This window comes from Chryseobacterium sp. Marseille-Q8038, from assembly GCF_965111995.1.
On the sequence record NZ_CBCOPN010000002.1, the window covers coordinates 221,903 to 239,800 of the forward strand.

General features: G+C 36.4%; 15 protein-coding genes. 12 read left to right on the forward strand and 3 right to left on the reverse strand.

All coding sequences use genetic code 11. From position 1 onward, the window contains the following. Positions 1 to 169: 169 nt before the first annotated feature. Positions 170 to 1,477: a hypothetical protein gene (locus ACWPWS_RS14950; RefSeq protein ID WP_454047042.1), complete on the reverse strand. Its 1,308-nt coding sequence runs from the start codon at positions 1,475 to 1,477 to the stop codon at positions 170 to 172. A 237-nt stretch (positions 1,478 to 1,714) separates the two neighbouring features. Here ACWPWS_RS14950 and ACWPWS_RS14955 point away from each other — a divergent pair, with 237 nt between their 5' ends. From ACWPWS_RS14955 to ACWPWS_RS14995, 9 genes are all read left to right on the forward strand, one after another. Beyond that, positions 1,715 to 3,049, forward strand: coding sequence for a peptide-N-glycosidase F-related protein (locus tag ACWPWS_RS14955; protein WP_454047043.1), 1,335 nt, complete (start codon positions 1,715 to 1,717; stop codon positions 3,047 to 3,049). A gap of 249 nt (positions 3,050 to 3,298) precedes the next feature. Further along, positions 3,299 to 3,769, forward strand: coding sequence for a DinB family protein (locus ACWPWS_RS14960; protein ID WP_002977558.1), 471 nt, complete (start codon positions 3,299 to 3,301; stop codon positions 3,767 to 3,769). Between the two features lie 30 nt (positions 3,770 to 3,799). Further along, positions 3,800 to 4,192, forward strand: a complete 393-nt coding sequence (locus ACWPWS_RS14965; RefSeq protein ID WP_454047044.1) for a four helix bundle protein — start codon at positions 3,800 to 3,802, stop codon at positions 4,190 to 4,192. 78 nt (positions 4,193 to 4,270) lie between these two features. Next, the gene (gene rlmB / locus ACWPWS_RS14970; protein WP_454047045.1) at positions 4,271 to 5,020 is read left to right on the forward strand and encodes a 23S rRNA (guanosine(2251)-2'-O)-methyltransferase RlmB; all 750 of its coding nucleotides are present in this window, start codon (positions 4,271 to 4,273) and stop codon (positions 5,018 to 5,020) included. A 3-nt stretch (positions 5,021 to 5,023) separates the two neighbouring features. Next, positions 5,024 to 6,145, forward strand: coding sequence for a serine hydrolase domain-containing protein (locus tag ACWPWS_RS14975; RefSeq protein ID WP_454047046.1), 1,122 nt, complete (start codon positions 5,024 to 5,026; stop codon positions 6,143 to 6,145). Between the two features lie 14 nt (positions 6,146 to 6,159). After that, the gene (locus ACWPWS_RS14980; RefSeq protein ID WP_209788327.1) at positions 6,160 to 7,209 is read left to right on the forward strand and encodes a DUF6263 family protein; all 1,050 of its coding nucleotides are present in this window, start codon (positions 6,160 to 6,162) and stop codon (positions 7,207 to 7,209) included. A 62-nt stretch (positions 7,210 to 7,271) separates the two neighbouring features. Next, positions 7,272 to 7,502, forward strand: a complete 231-nt coding sequence (locus ACWPWS_RS14985) for a hypothetical protein (RefSeq protein WP_105681040.1) — start codon at positions 7,272 to 7,274, stop codon at positions 7,500 to 7,502. Between the two features lie 31 nt (positions 7,503 to 7,533). Then, positions 7,534 to 10,077 (forward strand): YfhO family protein, encoded by a 2,544-nt coding sequence (locus ACWPWS_RS14990; protein ID WP_454047047.1) that lies wholly within the window; start codon positions 7,534 to 7,536, stop codon positions 10,075 to 10,077. 172 nt (positions 10,078 to 10,249) lie between these two features. Then, positions 10,250 to 11,539 (forward strand): glycosyl transferase family 1, encoded by a 1,290-nt coding sequence (locus ACWPWS_RS14995; RefSeq protein WP_454047048.1) that lies wholly within the window; start codon positions 10,250 to 10,252, stop codon positions 11,537 to 11,539. Positions 11,540 to 11,629: 90 nt separating this feature from the next. Here the strand turns inward: ACWPWS_RS14995 and ACWPWS_RS15000 are convergent, their stop codons facing one another. Further along, on the reverse strand, positions 11,630 to 12,271 hold the full coding sequence (locus ACWPWS_RS15000; protein WP_454047049.1) for a hypothetical protein: 642 nt from the start codon (positions 12,269 to 12,271) through the stop codon (positions 11,630 to 11,632). 121 nt (positions 12,272 to 12,392) lie between these two features. Between ACWPWS_RS15000 and ACWPWS_RS15005 the strand changes: the two genes are divergently transcribed. Beyond that, positions 12,393 to 13,358 (forward strand): YpdA family putative bacillithiol disulfide reductase, encoded by a 966-nt coding sequence (locus ACWPWS_RS15005; RefSeq protein WP_454047050.1) that lies wholly within the window; start codon positions 12,393 to 12,395, stop codon positions 13,356 to 13,358. 91 nt (positions 13,359 to 13,449) lie between these two features. Here the strand turns inward: ACWPWS_RS15005 and ACWPWS_RS15010 are convergent, their stop codons facing one another. Next, positions 13,450 to 14,631, reverse strand: a complete 1,182-nt coding sequence (locus ACWPWS_RS15010; RefSeq protein WP_454048195.1) for an MFS transporter — start codon at positions 14,629 to 14,631, stop codon at positions 13,450 to 13,452. A 306-nt stretch (positions 14,632 to 14,937) separates the two neighbouring features. Between ACWPWS_RS15010 and ACWPWS_RS15015 the strand changes: the two genes are divergently transcribed. Together ACWPWS_RS15015 and ACWPWS_RS15020 are read left to right on the forward strand one after the other, a co-directional pair. After that, positions 14,938 to 15,816 carry a helix-turn-helix domain-containing protein gene (locus ACWPWS_RS15015; protein WP_454047051.1) on the forward strand — a complete coding sequence of 293 codons (879 nt, stop codon included), beginning with the start codon at positions 14,938 to 14,940 and terminating at the stop codon, positions 15,814 to 15,816. Between the two features lie 89 nt (positions 15,817 to 15,905). After that, entirely contained in the window at positions 15,906 to 17,834 is a 1,929-nt protein-coding gene (locus ACWPWS_RS15020) for an oleate hydratase (protein WP_454047052.1), read from the forward strand. Positions 17,835 to 17,898 lie beyond the last annotated feature (64 nt).

Genomic DNA, 17,898 nt, shown 5'->3' on the forward strand with positions numbered 1-17,898 from the left:
TATTTAAAGCTATAACGCTGAATTTCTTAGGTATAAACAAATTCAGAATTCAAATTATATCAAGGTATATCTTTATTTTATTACAATTCATAAAAAATGTCACAAAATCACTTTTGCAACATTTTAATTTATCTTCTTAATATTTAATCTGAAACTATATTATCTAATTTTAAAGCTTGGTTATTGTAATGGTAAATATATTTTCGGGAGCATCAGTAGTATCTTCATACGCTCCGACATTTATAAAATATTCTGTTCCTGATACCGTGGTAATAGTAAGCGTTTCCGCAGTACCTCCACCACCATCATCTACAGTTCCGGTACATGACAGATTACTGCAGCTGCCACTATAAACGCCTATCTGCGGATCATAGCTGCTGCCAGAAGGCATGGTCACTTTAATGGTAAACTGACTGCCATCCCCTGTAAACTTAAACCAGGTACCATCATTCATTCCTGTATCTCCAGTACTTGTACATACACTTATATTTCCTGTATTATTTGTTGTAGATACAGCATCATCCTGAGTATAGGTGTAAGGAAATACTGATGCCTGCAATGCTCCAGTACACGTATCATTTGCAGGTATTGGAGGAACAGTTTTAAAAACAATTTCTGAACACCCGGAAGATTCGGCACTTCCTGAAACGGATGTCACTTTTAAATAATAAGTGGTTCCGGCTGTAAGCACTGTGGAAGGGGTAAAGCTATTTCCTGAAACTGTTTGCTGATTAATAATATCAGCACTTCCTGAACTTGTTCCCAACGAAACTTTGTAGGATGTAGCCCCTGAAGCCGGAAGCCAGCTGAAATTGGGAGTTAAAGAAATATTCTGAGTATTATTTACCGGATAAACAACAAAAGGACATGCCGGCCCGGCGCTTGGTGTAAGACCTGAAATGGTAACTGCCGATTTATAATCCGCTCTGATTCCTCCTGGAGGAAATGCAATATCTACGACTCCGCGGTCACCTTTATAATACAGGGTTGAATAGGGAATATGGGGATAGACATGAAAAGCTTCATCAAAAGTATTGATATCCATATTCGGAGAATTCTCTTTTGCGGCAATAACCAGATTATCTACATTATTATAAGCAAATGGTGTTGTAAAAATAATTTCAACCTTATTATTGTTTTTGGTAACAGTTCCTGCAAATACCTGCGTGAGTTGTGCTGCAGGAATCCAGTCTGTACCGGAAGAGAAAGCGGTTTTTGAGGTATGACCGAGATATACTGTCCAGTTAGAAGATTCAGTAATTGTAGAGGAAGGATCCACATAAAATGTAAGGCCAGTGATATTTCCTGCTGCATTGGCATTTACTTCCTGTTTAGGATAGATTTGCTGTACATAGGAATAGGAAAAAAAACTGCTTATAGGAGCTACACCTACATTTGAACTTCCAATATTGATATTGATCTGGGCGCTCACCGCCGTCACTACAAAAAACAAAGCTAAAAGTAAAATTCTTTTCATTATTAATAACATTAATCTGGAATACCATGCTAATTTAACAATAAATACTTTGATTACAGCAATAAAAAAAATATTTCATTACATAATTTAACACAAGGAAATAATTTGAATGAAAAAACGCATTAAAATCAAAACCAATAAACATTCAACAATAAAACAGCACAAAAACATAAAAATAAAAGAAATTAAAGGTAATTTCGATACACATTTCATATATTTACACTAAACATCAATAACATGTATAAAAAGCTACTCTTTTTCAGTTTTTTCATTACCCATCTCATTTTCGCCCAAACGACAATGACCAATATAATTTCAGATGCAGTATACTATGATGGCTATGCTGCCACGGTATCTAACCCTGTACCTGCGGGTTTAACCAGACTGAATAATGCCAGATACACGAGAAAACTTACTGATGCAGAGTTAGACGCTTTCAAAGCTAAGATCGCTATGCGGGTAACCATCGCAGCATTGTGTGATAATTATGACCGTCTTGGGGAAGTCTTTTTAGCAATGGTTCCTAAAAACCAATCTACCTACACCATCAATGACCCTAATGTCAAAAGAATTGAAGTGGGCAGATATATTACTCCTTTCATGAATAAAAACAGAACTCCTTCAGAAGTTCCTTACACTTATGATGTCAGCAATTTATACAGTATATTTCATGATACGGCATTACGAAATGCTTATGATCTGTATATGGAACTTGATGTTTTTGGAGTTCCGTATGCAGCTCAAACCCAGGTTTCAGGCTGTTCAGGCAGAATTGATGTTTTTTCGGGAACTCTTACCTTTTTCTCAACGGATACAGGAGCCACTCCTACCGATAGCAACACTATCGTACCCATATTAAGTTATAGCACCCTTAATAACTATAACAATACTGATGTTACCGGAGAAACTGTTAGAATTGTTACTTTTAATCTACCAAACCCGGTTACCGATGCCCGTTTCTTTGTAATTTCTACTCCTCATGGCGCGAACAGTGGTGGTGAAGAATATATCAGAAGACAAAACTACACCTATTTAGATGATGTACAGGTACTCACGTATACTCCCGGAGGTATTTCATGTGAACCGTACCGTGTATACAATACTCAAGGAAACGGAATCTATGGAACTTCTCCCAAATCTTTTGCAGACTGGACTTCATGGAATAACTGGTGTCCCGGAAATGCTGTTCCCATCAGAGAATTTACATTACCCAACTTAACTGCAGGCAATCATACTTTGAAACACACAATTCCAACGGCAGTTTTCAACCAACAGCAGGGATATGTCATGTTATCAGTTTATATGCAGGGAAAAAGCAATGTAACGTTAAATGTAAAAGATATCAGAACGGTTGATGTGAATATTTACCCCAACCCTACTTCTGATTTTGTGAATATAAAATCAAAAGTAGAAGTTAATTCTATCAGTATTTTTAACGCAGAAGGAAGAAAACTTGCAGAAACATACAAAGAGAACAGGATAGATCTTTCCTCATACAGCACAGGAATTTATTTTTTAAGTATTGTTTTAAAAGACGGAACCACCTTTAAACACAAAATCATCAAAAAATAATAAACTGTAGATCTTTTGAACACAATAATAAAACCCTCTCCAAATCTTTTTTGGGGAGGTTTTTTTTTATAGGTTACCTTTTCAATATAAGCGTAAAAACATCCTTATATCAATAAAAACAGTTTAAAAAATAATCTTAATCCATCCGTTTTCCCAATAGTTAAAAAACTTTAACTTTAATCCTCTACCCAAAAAAATTGTCATTTCCAGTTTATTAAACTATTTTTGGTGATTAAAAAATTTTGCAAAATGAATTATCATTTTCAAGCACACAGACAGGTAAGAAAGAACCTTTTAGATATCCTTCAGAATACATCTCATGAAGATTTAATTCTGATTCCGGATGGTTTCAACAACAATATTTACTGGAATATTGCACATACCGTTGCCACACAGCAACTGCTGCACTATTACCTGAGCGGAAATCCTTTCCGTATTGACAAATATTGGATTGAAACCTATAAAAAAGGAACTTTACCCAACTTAAATGTTCAGAAATCAGAAGTAGAAGATTTAGAGTTTTTACTTACAGAAACTTCAAAGATTTTAATGAAGGATTATGACAGTGATTTCTTCTCAGATTATACACCCTACACAACAAGTTTCGGGATGGATCTGAAAAGCATCCAGGATGCCATCATCTTCAACAATATGCATGAAAGCCTTCACTATGGATACGTGATGGCTCAGAAAAGAGCAATTTTAGGAGAGAAATATTAGTTCAAAGTTTAAGATTTAAAGTTTAAGGTTATGGGAACAGTTAATAAATTTGAGGATTTAGAGATCTGGAAGCTATCCCGACAACTTTGTCATGAGATTTATGATATTATTGAATCTGCCAACCTTAAAAATAATTTTAAACTTTGTAATCAAATCGATGGATCTTCAGGATCAGTAATGGATAATATTGCTGAAGGATTTGAAAGAAACGGCAATAGAGAATTTATACAGTTTCTTTCTATTGCGAAAGCTTCCTGTGGAGAAACCAGATCACAATTGTATCGGGTTTTCGACAGAAGTTTTATTTCTCAGGAAAAATTTGAAACATTAATGGAGCAGACAGAAACGTTAAGTAAAAAGATCAGCTCCTTTATAAAATATTTAAATACAACAGATTTAAAGGGAACAAAGTACAAAAATTGAATTTCAAAACTTTAAACATTAAACTTTGAATTTTAAACATTGAACATTGAACCTTAAACATAAAATTTTAACAACTCAATGAAAGACGATTTTATTTTCGGGCTGCGTCCCGTGATTGAAGCAATTGAAGCGGGAAAAACGATTGACAAGGTCTTTGTGCAAAATGCACTTCAAGGTCCTATTTATGCTGAACTAAAAGCCATTTTAGCGAAAAATAAAATCCGTCCCAATTATGTGCCGGTTGAAAAACTGAACCGCTTTACAAGAAAAAACCACCAGGGAGTGGTTGCCTTTATTTCGGATGTACCGTTTCATAAATTGGAGGATATTGTTCCACAATTATTTGAACAGGGAAAAACTCCTTTTCTTCTGATTCTGGACAGACTTACGGATGTAAGAAACTTTGGAGCGATCTGCAGAACAGCAGAATGTGTAGGTGTGGATGCTATAATCATTCCGGAAAAGGGTGCTGCTCCTATTAATTCTGATGCTATAAAAACCTCTGCAGGTGCTATTTACAATATTAAAATATGTAAAGAAAATAACCTGGCTCATGCTGTGGATTTCCTTCAGCAAAGCGGAATTTCTGTGTATGCTGCCAGTGAAAAAGCTCAGAAATTGATCTATGATGTTAATATGACAGAGCCATGTGCTATTGTGATGGGAAATGAAGAAACCGGAATTTCTAAAGAAGTATTGCATCATGCTGATGAAAAAATAAAACTTCCTATTGAAGGAAAAACTCAATCTCTGAATGTTTCTGTAGCATGTGGAGCGATTTTGTATGAGGCGGTAAGACAGAAAATGACTGTGATACCCAACCCATAAACCATGAAAATACAATCACTTTTACCCTTATTTTTTGTCCCACTTATTTTTAATGCGCAGGCAAAAAAAATAGCAACAGACAATCACCTTACCACTGAGCTTGATAAGATGGTTCAGAAAGAAGCGCTCGCTTATATGCAGGATACTGCACGGGTAGGACTTTCAATAGGTGTTTTTAAAGATGGTAAAAGTTATTTTTATAATTATGGAACTACAGAGATAGGAAAAGCAGAGCTTCCAACCTCTAAAAGTTTATACGAGATTGCGTCCATTACCAAGACTTTTACCGGAACACTTCTGGCTCATGCTTTAGCAGATGGTAAAATCAAAATGAATGATGATATCCGTAAGTATTTAGATGGGAATTATGCCAATCTTGAATTTGAAGGACACCCGATAACGATTGGGAATCTTACAAATCATTCATCAGGATTGCCACAATTTCTGCCGGATCAGTCTCAGACATTCAAAAAACCGATGGATTCTGTAGCGATGGCCCTGTCAGATTTTTATAAAAACTATTCAAAGAAAAAGTTTTATGTGGATCTTCATCAGGCTAAAGTGGATTTTGTACCGGGAACAGACTATAAGTATTCCAATGTAGGAACACAGATTTCAGGAGATATCCTTGAAAAAATCTATCATAAAAGCTATGGAGACCTGCTTGCAGAGTATATTACAAAGCCACTGAAAATGAATCAGACCATTATTGGTACGAATTCTGCACAGCTATTGACTTGTTACAGCGAAAAAGGAAAAGTAATGCCCAGAAATTTCAGTACCATCTTTGCTCCTGCAGGCGGAATTATATCCACCACGGAGGATCTGGTGAAATATATGCGTTATCATCTGGATGAAAACAACAAGTATGTGAAGATATCTCATACTCCTCTTGTGAAAAGTGAAGGAGACGCTATTGGGCTATACTGGAGATTGCACGCCTATGAAGACGGCACCCAAGCGGTGTATCATACCGGAGGTACATTTGGTTTTTCAAGCGTACTTCAGCTTTATCCTTCAAAAAAAATGGGTATAGTAATATTGTCCAATGAATCGGATGCGGAATCTCAGGGGAAGCTGCATGATATTGCAGATCATTTATTAAGAAATAGTAGTAAAAAATAAAGTTAAAAAATCAAATGAAGAACATTGCAGCGCTTGCGCTTATATCATCAATAGCTCTTGTATCTTGTAAAAAAGAGACAGCAAAAATAACGAAAGTAGACCCTAAAACCGGAAAAACAGTGACTGTAGAAGTTCCTGCCGATTCAGTGGCAAAAGTTACAGAAAACCCGGCAATCAAAGATTCTGCCGGAGTTATCACACAGACTTTCAAGCTTGAAAAAGGGAAAACATATCCTCTTACCACGTATCAGAGAGATGTAAAAACAATGACAGATCCTCAGGGAAAATCAATCACTGCAACCAGTGAATCTACAGACGAAATGAATTTTGTGGTGGATGATATTAAAGGAAATGTATACGAAATGACCCTTAATCTCGTAGCTAAGAGAAGTTCTCAGTCTGCCCAGGGAAAAACGGTGGTGGTAGATACCAAACTTCCTCTTCCTAAAGAAGACGATCTTAAAATGATCTGGAATGTCAACAAAGCACTTACCGGAAACAAGCTTCAGATGAAAATGGATACAAAAGGGAATGTAATTTCTATTACAGGATTTGATGCTGTTTACACGAAAGTAGGGAATGCAGTAGGTACACTGATCAAAGATGCTAATGAAAAAGCTAGCGTAGTAGCAAGCCTTAAACAATCATTCAATGAAAAAGTACTGAAAGATCAGTTCCATAAAAACCTGATGATTATTCCTAAAAAAGGAGTGAAAATTGGAGAAAAGTGGTCAACTTCTGAAAATGCAGACCCAAGCGGAAGCGTAAAAGTAACTTCAAATTATGTAGTAAAAAGCTTAGGAAACGGAGCTGCTGAAATTGCAGTAACAGGAGGTATCCCTAAGAAAACAGAGAAGAAAGCTCAGGGACCTATTACCCATAGCCTGAGTAGTGAACTGGTTCAGAGCGGAACCATTAAGTTTGACGAAAACACAGGATGGATTACCAACCAGAATATCAACGTAAAGACCACTCAGATAGAAACCATTTCCGATGGAAAACAATCTCAGTCTATGAAGAGTGTTTCCAACTCTTCAGTAATGGTAAACCCATCTGCTAAATAACTTGAATAAACATTCAGGGTTTAAGGATTACTCTTTAAACCCTGAACTTTAAACAAAAAATTATGAAGTACATTCTTGAGTTAGTACTCACTGCTATTATTATTTTCTTTGTCTGGAACATTCTGAAAAGAATTTTCTTTAAGACCTTTTACAGCTATCGTTTCAACAATAACAATCAGAATAATAAACAGCAGGACATACACGACTCGAATAAGAATAACAAACAGAACCTTAACTGGGATGCAGAAACTGTAGACTATGAAGAGGTGAAAGAGAGTAATGACAAAAGGTAAACATTCCAAGAAATAAAAGATAATAACCAGCATGGCAAAAAATAAAAACTTAATTTATATTGCAATTTCAGTAGTAGTATTTATAGTTTTAGCATTTTTATATTCTACCCCTGTATTTTCAGGAAAACAACTTTTCCAGCATGATATTGTGCAATACAGAGGAGGAGCAAAAGAACTGCTTGACTATAGAGCCAATACCGGAAATGAAACCTATTGGAGCGACTCCATGTTTGGGGGAATGCCGACTTATCAGATGGGAAGCCAGTTTAAGGGTGATATCATCAAGAAAATCGACAGCAATCTGAATTTCCTGCCAAGGCCGGTCAATTATCTCTTCCTGCTATTTGCAGGTTTTTTCCTTTTGGGAATGGTAGTGGTCAGAAACTGGAAGTATGCTCTTCTGGGAGCCACTTTCTTCGGGCTTTCAACCTATTTTTATATTATTATTGCAGCCGGACATAATGGTAAGGTAAATACCATTGAATACTTTGCCCCGCTGTTAGCCGGAATTTTACTGGTTTATATCAGGAAACAATACATCTGGGGATTCATCGTCACAACCCTTTTTATGGGGCTTCAAATTGCGGCAAACCACCCACAGATGACCTATTATCTGTTCATTGCTTTAGGATTTTTATTCCTTTCTGAGTTGATCAGAGCGATACAGAAAAAAACACCGATGAAGCATTTCCTTATTTCATCAGGAATTATTGCTGCATCATGCATGATCGGGGTTGGAATGAATTCACAAAGAATCATGGCTAATTCAGAATATGTAAAAGAAACTGTTCGTGGAAAACAGATTTTAACAAACGACAGCCATACTTCAGGAAAATCAGGAATGGATAAAGAGAGCATGCTGATGTGGAGCTACGGACAACTGGAAACTTTAAACCTTTTCATCCCAAGATTAATGGGTGGTGGAAGCCAGGAACCTGAAGGAAAAGAAATCATGAACAGGGTTCAGGAACTGGTGCAGGAAAATGTAGGCTCACAATCTGAAATGGATAGAATTTCCAAAGGTTTCAGCGGAGTAACCTATTGGGGTGATCAGCCGGGAACCTCCGGACCTGCTTACCAGGGAGCTATTGTATGTTTCCTTGCATTGTTAGGCTTCTTCTTTGCCTCGAAGAAATACCGTTACTGGATTCTGGGAGCTTCCATCCTGACGATCTTACTAGCCTGGGGAAGTAACTTTATGCCGTTATCTGATTTCTTTATCGATTATGTACCGTTCTATAATAAATTCAGAGCACCTTCATCCATTTTAGTTGTTGTGGAATTATTATTCCCATTAATTGCCATCCTGGGATTATACAGATTCTTCACAGATGAAAAACTGACTGAAGAGTACAAACAAAAAATCCTTATGTATGTAGGAGGTGGAACTCTAGGATTCTTATTGATTCTTTTAATCTTCGGAAAATCATTACTAGGGTTTGCTACAGAAAATGAAAAAACATATTTCCCTCCTTTCCTACTCGACTATCTGGTAGATGAGAGATACAAATTATTCAGAATAGATGCGATAAAAGCATTCATTTATGTAGCCATTACTGCAGCTGCGTTATTCTTAACTTTAAAGAAAAAGCTTAACCAGAATATTGCTTTGGTAGTCATTGGACTTGTAAGTCTATTTGATCTTTGGACGGTAAACAAACGTTATTTAAATGACGAAAACTACGTAGATAAAATATTTGCTGAAAACCCTTTCCAGACAGAAAGCTCAGACCTGTTGGCCGAAAAAGTTCAGGGAAATCCGAATCTGGAATCTATTTTATCCAATGTCAACATCAACAAAACATTGGAAACAATTGCTGAAAAGGACAAAACACACTACAGAATTTACAACCAGACGCTGGGAGTAACCAGTGAAACCAATACGTCTTATTTCAAGGCTTCCATTGGAGGTTATCACGCTGTAAAATTAAGAAGATATGATGATGTACTGAATGAATATATCAATAGTATTGACAGTGTAAAAACACCTAACGTATTAAATTTACTGAATGCAAAATATATGGTTTTCGGAGGACCCGAGCAGCCACAGGTTGTTCCTAATCCAAAAGCCAACGGAAATGCATGGTTTGTAAGCGATTTAAAATTTGTAGAGACTCCTAACCAGGAAATTAAATCTATCGGAACGATTGACAATAAGAAAACAGCCGTTATTGCATCATCTGATAAAGCCTATTTTGACAACAAGCCCGTTCAGGCAGATTCTGCAGCATTTATCAATCTTACGAAATACCAGCCTAATGAACTTGAATTTAAATCTCAGTCGAAAACGCCTCAATTGGCAGTATTCTCTGAAGTTTATTATCCTCACGGATGGAAGATGTTTGTAGACGAAAAAGAAGTTCCTTATATCAAAGCAGATTACTTGCTTCGTGCAGTACATGTTCCGGCAGGAACTCACCATATCAGAATGGTATTTGAACCTGAAGTGATTGAAAAAGGAAAATGGCTTTCTCTACTGTCATTCGGTTTATTTATTCTTTTGTCTGCATTTGGAATTTTCTGGATGAATAAAAACAAGAAAAAAGAAATTGTAGCTGAACAAAAAGCTAAATAATATAATAAGGTTTTTAAATAATATTACGAATGTCATTCTGAATGAAGCACGGCGTAATGAAAAAACTTAATTAAAGAATTCAATCCAGATTGGAAATTTCTCAATGAAGAGATAGAGTGAGATTCTTCACTACGCTTCTGCTTCATTCAGAATGACATAGGAATCAATTAAAATGGAACAGAAGAAAATATTGATTATCACCTATTACTGGCCTCCTGCGGGAGGTCCTGGTGTTCAAAGATGGCTGAAGTTTGCAAAATATCTGCCGGATTTCGGATGGAAACCAGTTATCTATACTCCGGAAAATCCGAGCTATCCTTTATTGGATGAAACTCTGATGAAAGATGTTCCTGAAAATATTGAAATGGTAAGAACCAAAATCTGGGAACCTTATCAATTAGCAGAAAAGCTGAATAAAAGCAATAAAAAATTTAAGGCAGGACAATTTGATGTAGGTAAAAACCAAAGCTGGAAATCCAAACTTTCCATCTGGGTGAGAGGCAATTTTTTCATCCCTGATGCCAGAGTTTTTTGGGTGAAGCCTTCGATAACATTTTTGGAAAAATACCTGAGAGAACATCAAATAGATACGATTGTAACTTCCGGTCCGCCCCACTCTCTCCACCTGACTGGTTTAGGACTTAAAGATAAAATGCCGGATCTGAAATGGATTGCCGATTTCCGTGATCCATGGACAGAAATTTCCTATTACAAGCATTTGAAATTAACCAAAAGTTCGGATAAAAAACACCGTCAGCTGGAAAGTGCTGTATTTAAAAATGCAGACATTACACTGGCAACAAGCTATACCGATGCAGAAAACTTCAGGAAAGCGGGTGCGAATGCTGTTTGTATTACGAATGGATTTGATGAAAGTGATTCAGAGGGAAAAGTAAAAGGACAGAATTATCAGGATCAATTCACTTTAAGTTATATCGGAGTTTTGGAGCAGCTTAGAAATCCTGAAAACCTCTGGAAGGCACTCGATGAACTGATCAAGGAAAACACTGATTTTGCAGCTGATTTTAAATTAAAATTTGCAGGAAGAATCGATGATAAAATCCTTCAGGCTATGGAAAATTCAAGTCTGAAAAACCATATTCTGAATCTTGGATATCTTTCTCATGGTAAAGCGGTAGAGGAAATGCAGAATTCAAGTCTACTTCTTATTACCAATTTCCCGAATGAAGCCTCAAAGGGAATCATCCCCGGAAAAATATTTGAATATCTGGCTTCAGGAAAACAGATCCTATCATTTGGACCCGATCAGGCGGATGTGGCAAAAATTCTGAACGAAACGCAGTCAGGAAAGCATTTCAACTATCAGGATACAGAAACAGTGAAGCAGTTTATCCTTGAAAAATTCAACCTTTGGAAAGAAGGAAGCCTTCATGAAAACACTCAGCATATTGAACAGTTTTCAAGAAAAAATCTAACCCGTCAGCTGACTGAAATCTTATAATAAAGAAAGGAAGTTAGAAGCTGGAAGCTGGAGGTCTTACTCTACAAATTCCATTTGTGGCTTCTAACTTCTAACTTCTACTTCTAACTTCTAAATCGTCCACTGATCATTTACAACAGCGATCAGATAGTATTTACCCTGAAATTCTTCAAATACAAAACGAACTGTTTTCCAATCCATTTCGCCATATTTTTCAGTTCCTTTGATATAATTTTCTGTGAAATCATCTTTAGGATAAATCTCTTGTAAGTTATTCAGGGAATTTCCTCCTCCGATAAATTTATTCAATGAATATTGTGATGCCGTAAAATCTTTGGAAAACACCCATTTACCAAGATAATCATTGATTGTTGCTTTATAAGGATCCCCTGAACCGTCATGTGCTCCCCAGGTAAACAAGGTTTTGGTAGGTTGATATTTTTCAAAATCTGCTTTAGAAAAATGTTTATCTCCTTTCATATCAACAAAAGCATACATTGAAAAACGAATTCCTTTTTCGGGATGAATCAAGGAGGCAAAAGTGGTATAATCTTTAGCTTTCAGCGCTTTCAAAACCTCATCATTGGTCTGCTTTAAAACCACCTCTTTATTAGCATTATTCTTAATGATGTCTGCACTATCTGTTTTGGTCTGTGCTATGGAATCTATCTCATTGGGAACAGGTTTCCCAACTTCTTTCTTACAGGCTACTATCATACTCAGAGCGAATACCGCTATTAATATTTTTTTCATATTTTACATTTTGAAATTGCTAAAAAACACCAAAACTGATGCCAAGCAGCAGATAAGGCAAAGAATCATGAATTCGTCATTCATCATTGATAATTTATAATTTCAGTCGTACCTTTGTTAGATGGAAATGTTGGATATTCTCATTATCGGAGCCGGACCAATTGGTTTAAACTGTGCTCTTGAAGCTCAAAAAAATAACCTTAGTCATGTCATCATAGAAAAAGGAACCATTGTCAACTCACTGTACAATTATCCTTTATATATGCGTTTTTTCTCTACTGCAGAAAAACTGGAAATTGATGAAGTTCCTTTTATTTCTACGGCTCCAAAACCGGGAAGACAGGAAGCTCTGGAATATTATCAGGGAATTGCAAGGCAAAAAAAGCTGAACATTAATCTGTATGAAAAAGTTCTGAATGTCTCAAAAAATAATGAAATATTTGAGATCGAAACTACAAAAACAACCTATCATGCTAAAAATGTAGTGATTGCCACCGGGTTCTATGATATTCCCAATCTTATGAATATTCCCGGCGAAAATCTTCCAAAGGTTAAACATTATTACACCGAGCCTTATCCTTATGCAAAACAGAAAATAGTGGTGGTAGGATCAAGCAATTCTGCTGTAGATGCAGCGCTTGAAACTTATAGAAAAGGAGCTGAAGTCACTATGATCGTTCGTCATTCTGAGATTTCCAAAAGTGTAAAATATTGGGTTAAACCGGATATTGAAAACAGAATTGCAGAAGGAAACATAAAAGCTCATTTTAATGCAGAAATGGTCGAAATTAAAAGTAATACCGTTATTTTTAAAGACGAGAAAGGAGCACTTCATGAAATTGATAATGATTTTGTACTGGCTATGACAGGTTATCTTCCCGATTTTGATTTCCTGAGAAATTCAGGTATTGAACTTAATGGAGACTGTCTGAATCCGTTTTATAATCTTGAAACTATGGAAACCAATGTTTCCAATCTTTATCTTGCAGGAGTAGTATGTGGTGGAAAAGATACTCATCTTTGGTTCATTGAGAACTCAAGGGTTCATGCGAACATGATCATCAACACGATTCTTTCCAGATCTTAATCGTAAACGATTAGTATAATACAAGTTCGGGCAATTTCGTAGAAATTGCCCGAACTTGTATTTTTGAATCCATGAAGCAAAAGCATTCAGCTTACATCAAATCTTCTTCAACTTTTTTTCTATCCTTAAGCATCCAGGGAACAATAAAATAAAAACCAACAGCAATAGCCACAGCCAGCACTCCTGTTCCGATCCATAGGATATTGAATCCTAATTTTTCTGCAATCAGTGTTCCTATATAGGGTGTAATGATGAATGCAATGGAAAATGATATCCCATTCAATCCCATATAAGCTCCTTTATTATTCTCTCCTGAGCGTAATGCGGTAATGGTTGACATAAAAGGAAGTGTCCATATTTCTCCCACACAAAGGAGTGTCATAGACAGAACAAGGGTAATCATACTGTAATCAAATGCCAGCATGGCATAGGAAACTCCACATAGGAAAGTTCCGATCAACATGGTAAAGGCTAAACTGAAATACTTCTCTGCTACCTGTACCAGTCCCATTTCCAACAAAACAATCAGAAAACCACTGTAACCAAGAATATATCCAATATTTTGCTGGCTCAGATGTGCGGTGTCCTTATAAAATATCGTCAGCGTACTGAAAAGCTGGAAGAAACATATCGAAAACAGCATACAGAATGCACAATAAATCAAAAATTTACGATCGCGGTACGGAGAACTTTCTTTTTTAATAACAATGGCTTCCTTTACCTTTTTCGCTTTTTGTTTCGCTAATCTTGTACGGTCTTTAAAGAACCAGATATACATCAATCCAGCCAGCAAAGCAGCCAGCGCATTACTGAAAAAAAGAAATTCATAGGAAATAGCCGACAAAATACCACCCAACGCCGGGCCGATAGAAAACCCAAGATTTACAGCCATACGGTTTAGTGAGAACGCACGGGTAATATTTTCAGGTTTTGCATATTTGGTAATTGCCACCGAGTTTGCCGGACGGAAAGTTTCACTTACAATACTTTGGGCTAAAATAATTCCTGCCAGACCAGCTTCCGTTGTAAAAAGCGGAATTAAACAAAATAAAGGAACACTGAGCAATAAACTCAGACTCTGTACCCTATATTCCCCTATTTTATCCGTAATCATTCCTCCCAGCCAGGATCCTATAACGGAACCTATCCCGAAAAAACTCAGTACAATTCCTGAATTTTCAATACTGAAATGTAAATGATTAGTCATATAAACTCCCAAAAATGGAAGCACCATAGAACCGGCCCTGTTGATGAGCATTACCAAAGCCAGCATCCAACTCTCTTGCGAGAGTCCTTTAAAAGAACTCGTATATACGTTAATTAGTTTCACAATAATATTTTGGAGGGGAAATTCGAAAGTGCAAAATTAGATAAAAATAACCCAAAAACCCTTGTTTAAACCCTGTTTTTATAAATAAAGTCTATAAAAACAGACCATCATCTGTATCCTTAAAAAAACATTTTTTTTAACTATATAAAACCCTAAGACCTTTATAAAAATCGTAAATTGCAGTAACAACAGGTGTTTTGAGCTAAAAAAGACTCTAAAACATAATAAAAACTTAACCAATACGTAAGAATGATAACCTACGAAAATTTGCATGATACCCTATCTTTTTACAGTATTGACTGCCGCCAATCCTATTATATTTCTTCCGGAAAACCCATTTTTGAATTTCCCAAAGCGCCTTTCAGAATGGATTATTATGCACTCTGTATTTGTACCGCAGGAGAAATCAATATTGAGATAGACCGTCAGAAATATAAAGTAGATGTTCACAGTTTTTTGATGGCAGCTCCTTCCACCATTGTAAAGTTTGGAAAGACCAGCGATGATTTTACGATGAAACTGTTGTTCTTTGACAAGAATTTTTTAATTAAAAACATTTCAAATCCTTTTATCATTGAGAAGATGAATCTTTTCTCTAAAGGTTCTTACAGCATTGTAAAAACTACAGTGAAAAATTCTTCATTACTGCAGAATCTTCTGGATGATCTTGAAAAAAAATCCAAGAAAGAAGGAAAGTTTACTGAGGAAATTATCCGTACTATTATTTTCCATCTGCTGCTTGAAACGGCTGAGATTATGGAACATCAAAACACAGCAAATCCTGCAAAAGAAGAAGGAAAAAAAGACCTTTATCTGAAATTCAGCCAACTCATCAGAGAAAATATTAACAGGGAACGAACGGTTCAGTTTTATGCAGATCAGCTGCACATTTCCAATAAATATCTCATAGAGATTATTAAAAAGGCAAGTGGAAAAACACCTCATGAAGTGATTGATGAAGCCCTATTGAAAGAAGCCTTTGTCATGCTCGGAAATCCTGATATAACGATTTCGGAAGTTGCATTTGAACTGCAGTTCAATTCCGCTTCGGCATTCGGTCGTTTTTTCAAAAAACATACGGCTCTTTCCCCTTCAGAATACAGAATGAAGGAAAATATTCAGTCCTGAGAATTTGGGGATAATAATTCTGAACTTGAGGATATATGTCGCTTTATGAATCAAAGTACCTTTATACTGTTAATTAAAAACAATAAAAGATGAGTACGATCAATTCAAAATTCGACAAAGTTTTAAATGCCTCTGAGCAGTTTGGAAAAGTGAACCACGAACCGGATTCAAGTAAAGAAGTTCAGATTAACACTCCTGAAAAAACGATGCCTTTCTCCGACCAGATCGGAAACTATCAGCGTAATAAAGGAATTCCTTTACAGTCTTACGAAAACAGTAAAATCTATATTGTAGGAAGCGGAATTGCAGGGATGTCTGCCGCTTATTATTTCATTCGTGACGGCCGTGTTCCCGGCAAAAACATTATTTTCCTCGATCAGCTGAATATTGAAGGCGGATCTCTGGATGGAGCCGGTAACGCAAAAGACGGTTACATCATTCGTGGAGGAAGAGAAATGGATATGACCTATGAAAATTTATGGGATATGTTCCAGGATATTCCCGCTTTGGAATTACCAGCACCGTACAGCGTATTGGATGAATACCGTCTTATCAATGACAATGACCCGAATTATTCTAAAGCAAGACTGATCCACAATCAGGGACAAATCAAAGATTTCAGTAAATTCGGTTTGGAGAAAAAAGATCAGCTGGCGATTGTAAAACTTTTATTAAAGAAAAAAGAAGAGCTGGACGATCTTACCATTGAAGATTATTTTTCTGAATCATTCCTCAACAGTAATTTCTGGTTCTTCTGGCGTTCTATGTTTGCCTTCGAAAACTGGCACAGCTTACTGGAACTGAAATTATATATGCACAGATTCCTTCATGCTATTGACGGAATGAAAGACTTTTCATGTCTTGTTTTCCCAAAATACAACCAATATGATACCTATGTAACACCACTCAAAAACTTCCTGGTAGAAAAAGGGGTACAGATCCAGTTTAATACGTTGGTTAAAGATCTCGATATTCATATCAATACAGAAGGAAAAACAGTAGAAGGTATTATTACAGAACAGAACGGAGAGGAAGTAAGAATTCCAGTCGGTAAAGAAGATTACGTTATTGTAACTACCGGATCGATGACTGAAAGTACTTTCTACGGAGACAACAATACCGTTCCTGAAGTAACAATAGATAACAGCAATGCCGGACAAAGTGCAGGATGGAAGTTATGGAAAAACCTGGCTGCAAAATCTGAAGTATTCGGGAAACCTGAAAAATTCTGTAGCCATATTGAAAAATCTTCCTGGGAATCTGCAACTTTAACATGCCGACCTTCTGCATTCACAGAAAAATTAAAAGAATTGTGTGTGAATGATCCTTATTCAGGAAGAACTGCTACCGGAGGTATTATTACCATTACAGACTCTAACTGGGTGATGAGTTTTACCTGCAACAGACAGCCGCACTTCCCTACCCAGCCGGATGATATCCTTGTTGTTTGGGTATATGCTTTACTGATGGACAAAGAAGGTAATTATATTAAAAAAACAATGCCTCAATGTACCGGAAATGAGATCCTTGCCGAGTTATGCTATCACCTTGGAATGACAGATCAACTGGAGAATGTTATAGAAAACACGATTGTTCGTACTTCATTTATGCCTTACATCACCTCTATGTTTATGCCGAGAGCACAGGGAGACCGTCCGAGAGTTGTTCCTGAAGGATGTACCAATTTAGGTCTTGTAGGACAATTCGTAGAAACCAATAATGATGTGGTATTCACCATGGAAAGTTCTGTGAGAACAGCAAGAATTGCCGTTTACAATCTTCTTAACCTCAACAAACAGGTTCCGGACATCAATCCGCTACAGTATGATATCCGACATTTATTAAAAGCTACTCAGGCTCTTAATGATTACAAACCTTTCTTAGGAGAAGGAATTTTAAGAAAAATATTAAAAGGAACTTATTTTGAACATATTTTAGTCAACCGCCCGGAAGAAAAAGAAGAGCATGAATCTTTCTTAACCAGATTCCAGGATTGGGTAAAAGGAGTAAAAGACTAAAAATATCAGCTTACAAAAAGTAGTTTTAAAGTAGTATAGCCTTTCATTTTAACGTAAAGGTTGA

Coding starts and splice junctions, on each gene's coding strand:
- ACWPWS_RS14950 (WP_454047042.1), bottom strand. CDS start 1,477: ATGAAAAGAATTTTACTTTTAGCTTTGTTTTTTGTAGTGACGGCGGTG.
- ACWPWS_RS14955 (WP_454047043.1), top strand. CDS start 1,715: ATGTATAAAAAGCTACTCTTTTTCAGTTTTTTCATTACCCATCTCATT.
- ACWPWS_RS14960 (WP_002977558.1), top strand. CDS start 3,299: ATGAATTATCATTTTCAAGCACACAGACAGGTAAGAAAGAACCTTTTA.
- ACWPWS_RS14965 (WP_454047044.1), top strand. CDS start 3,800: ATGGGAACAGTTAATAAATTTGAGGATTTAGAGATCTGGAAGCTATCC.
- rlmB (WP_454047045.1), top strand. CDS start 4,271: ATGAAAGACGATTTTATTTTCGGGCTGCGTCCCGTGATTGAAGCAATT.
- ACWPWS_RS14975 (WP_454047046.1), top strand. CDS start 5,024: ATGAAAATACAATCACTTTTACCCTTATTTTTTGTCCCACTTATTTTT.
- ACWPWS_RS14980 (WP_209788327.1), top strand. CDS start 6,160: ATGAAGAACATTGCAGCGCTTGCGCTTATATCATCAATAGCTCTTGTA.
- ACWPWS_RS14985 (WP_105681040.1), top strand. CDS start 7,272: ATGAAGTACATTCTTGAGTTAGTACTCACTGCTATTATTATTTTCTTT.
- ACWPWS_RS14990 (WP_454047047.1), top strand. CDS start 7,534: ATGGCAAAAAATAAAAACTTAATTTATATTGCAATTTCAGTAGTAGTA.
- ACWPWS_RS14995 (WP_454047048.1), top strand. CDS start 10,250: ATGGAACAGAAGAAAATATTGATTATCACCTATTACTGGCCTCCTGCG.
- ACWPWS_RS15000 (WP_454047049.1), bottom strand. CDS start 12,271: ATGAAAAAAATATTAATAGCGGTATTCGCTCTGAGTATGATAGTAGCC.
- ACWPWS_RS15005 (WP_454047050.1), top strand. CDS start 12,393: ATGGAAATGTTGGATATTCTCATTATCGGAGCCGGACCAATTGGTTTA.
- ACWPWS_RS15010 (WP_454048195.1), bottom strand. CDS start 14,631: ATGCTGGCTTTGGTAATGCTCATCAACAGGGCCGGTTCTATGGTGCTT.
- ACWPWS_RS15015 (WP_454047051.1), top strand. CDS start 14,938: ATGATAACCTACGAAAATTTGCATGATACCCTATCTTTTTACAGTATT.
- ACWPWS_RS15020 (WP_454047052.1), top strand. CDS start 15,906: ATGAGTACGATCAATTCAAAATTCGACAAAGTTTTAAATGCCTCTGAG.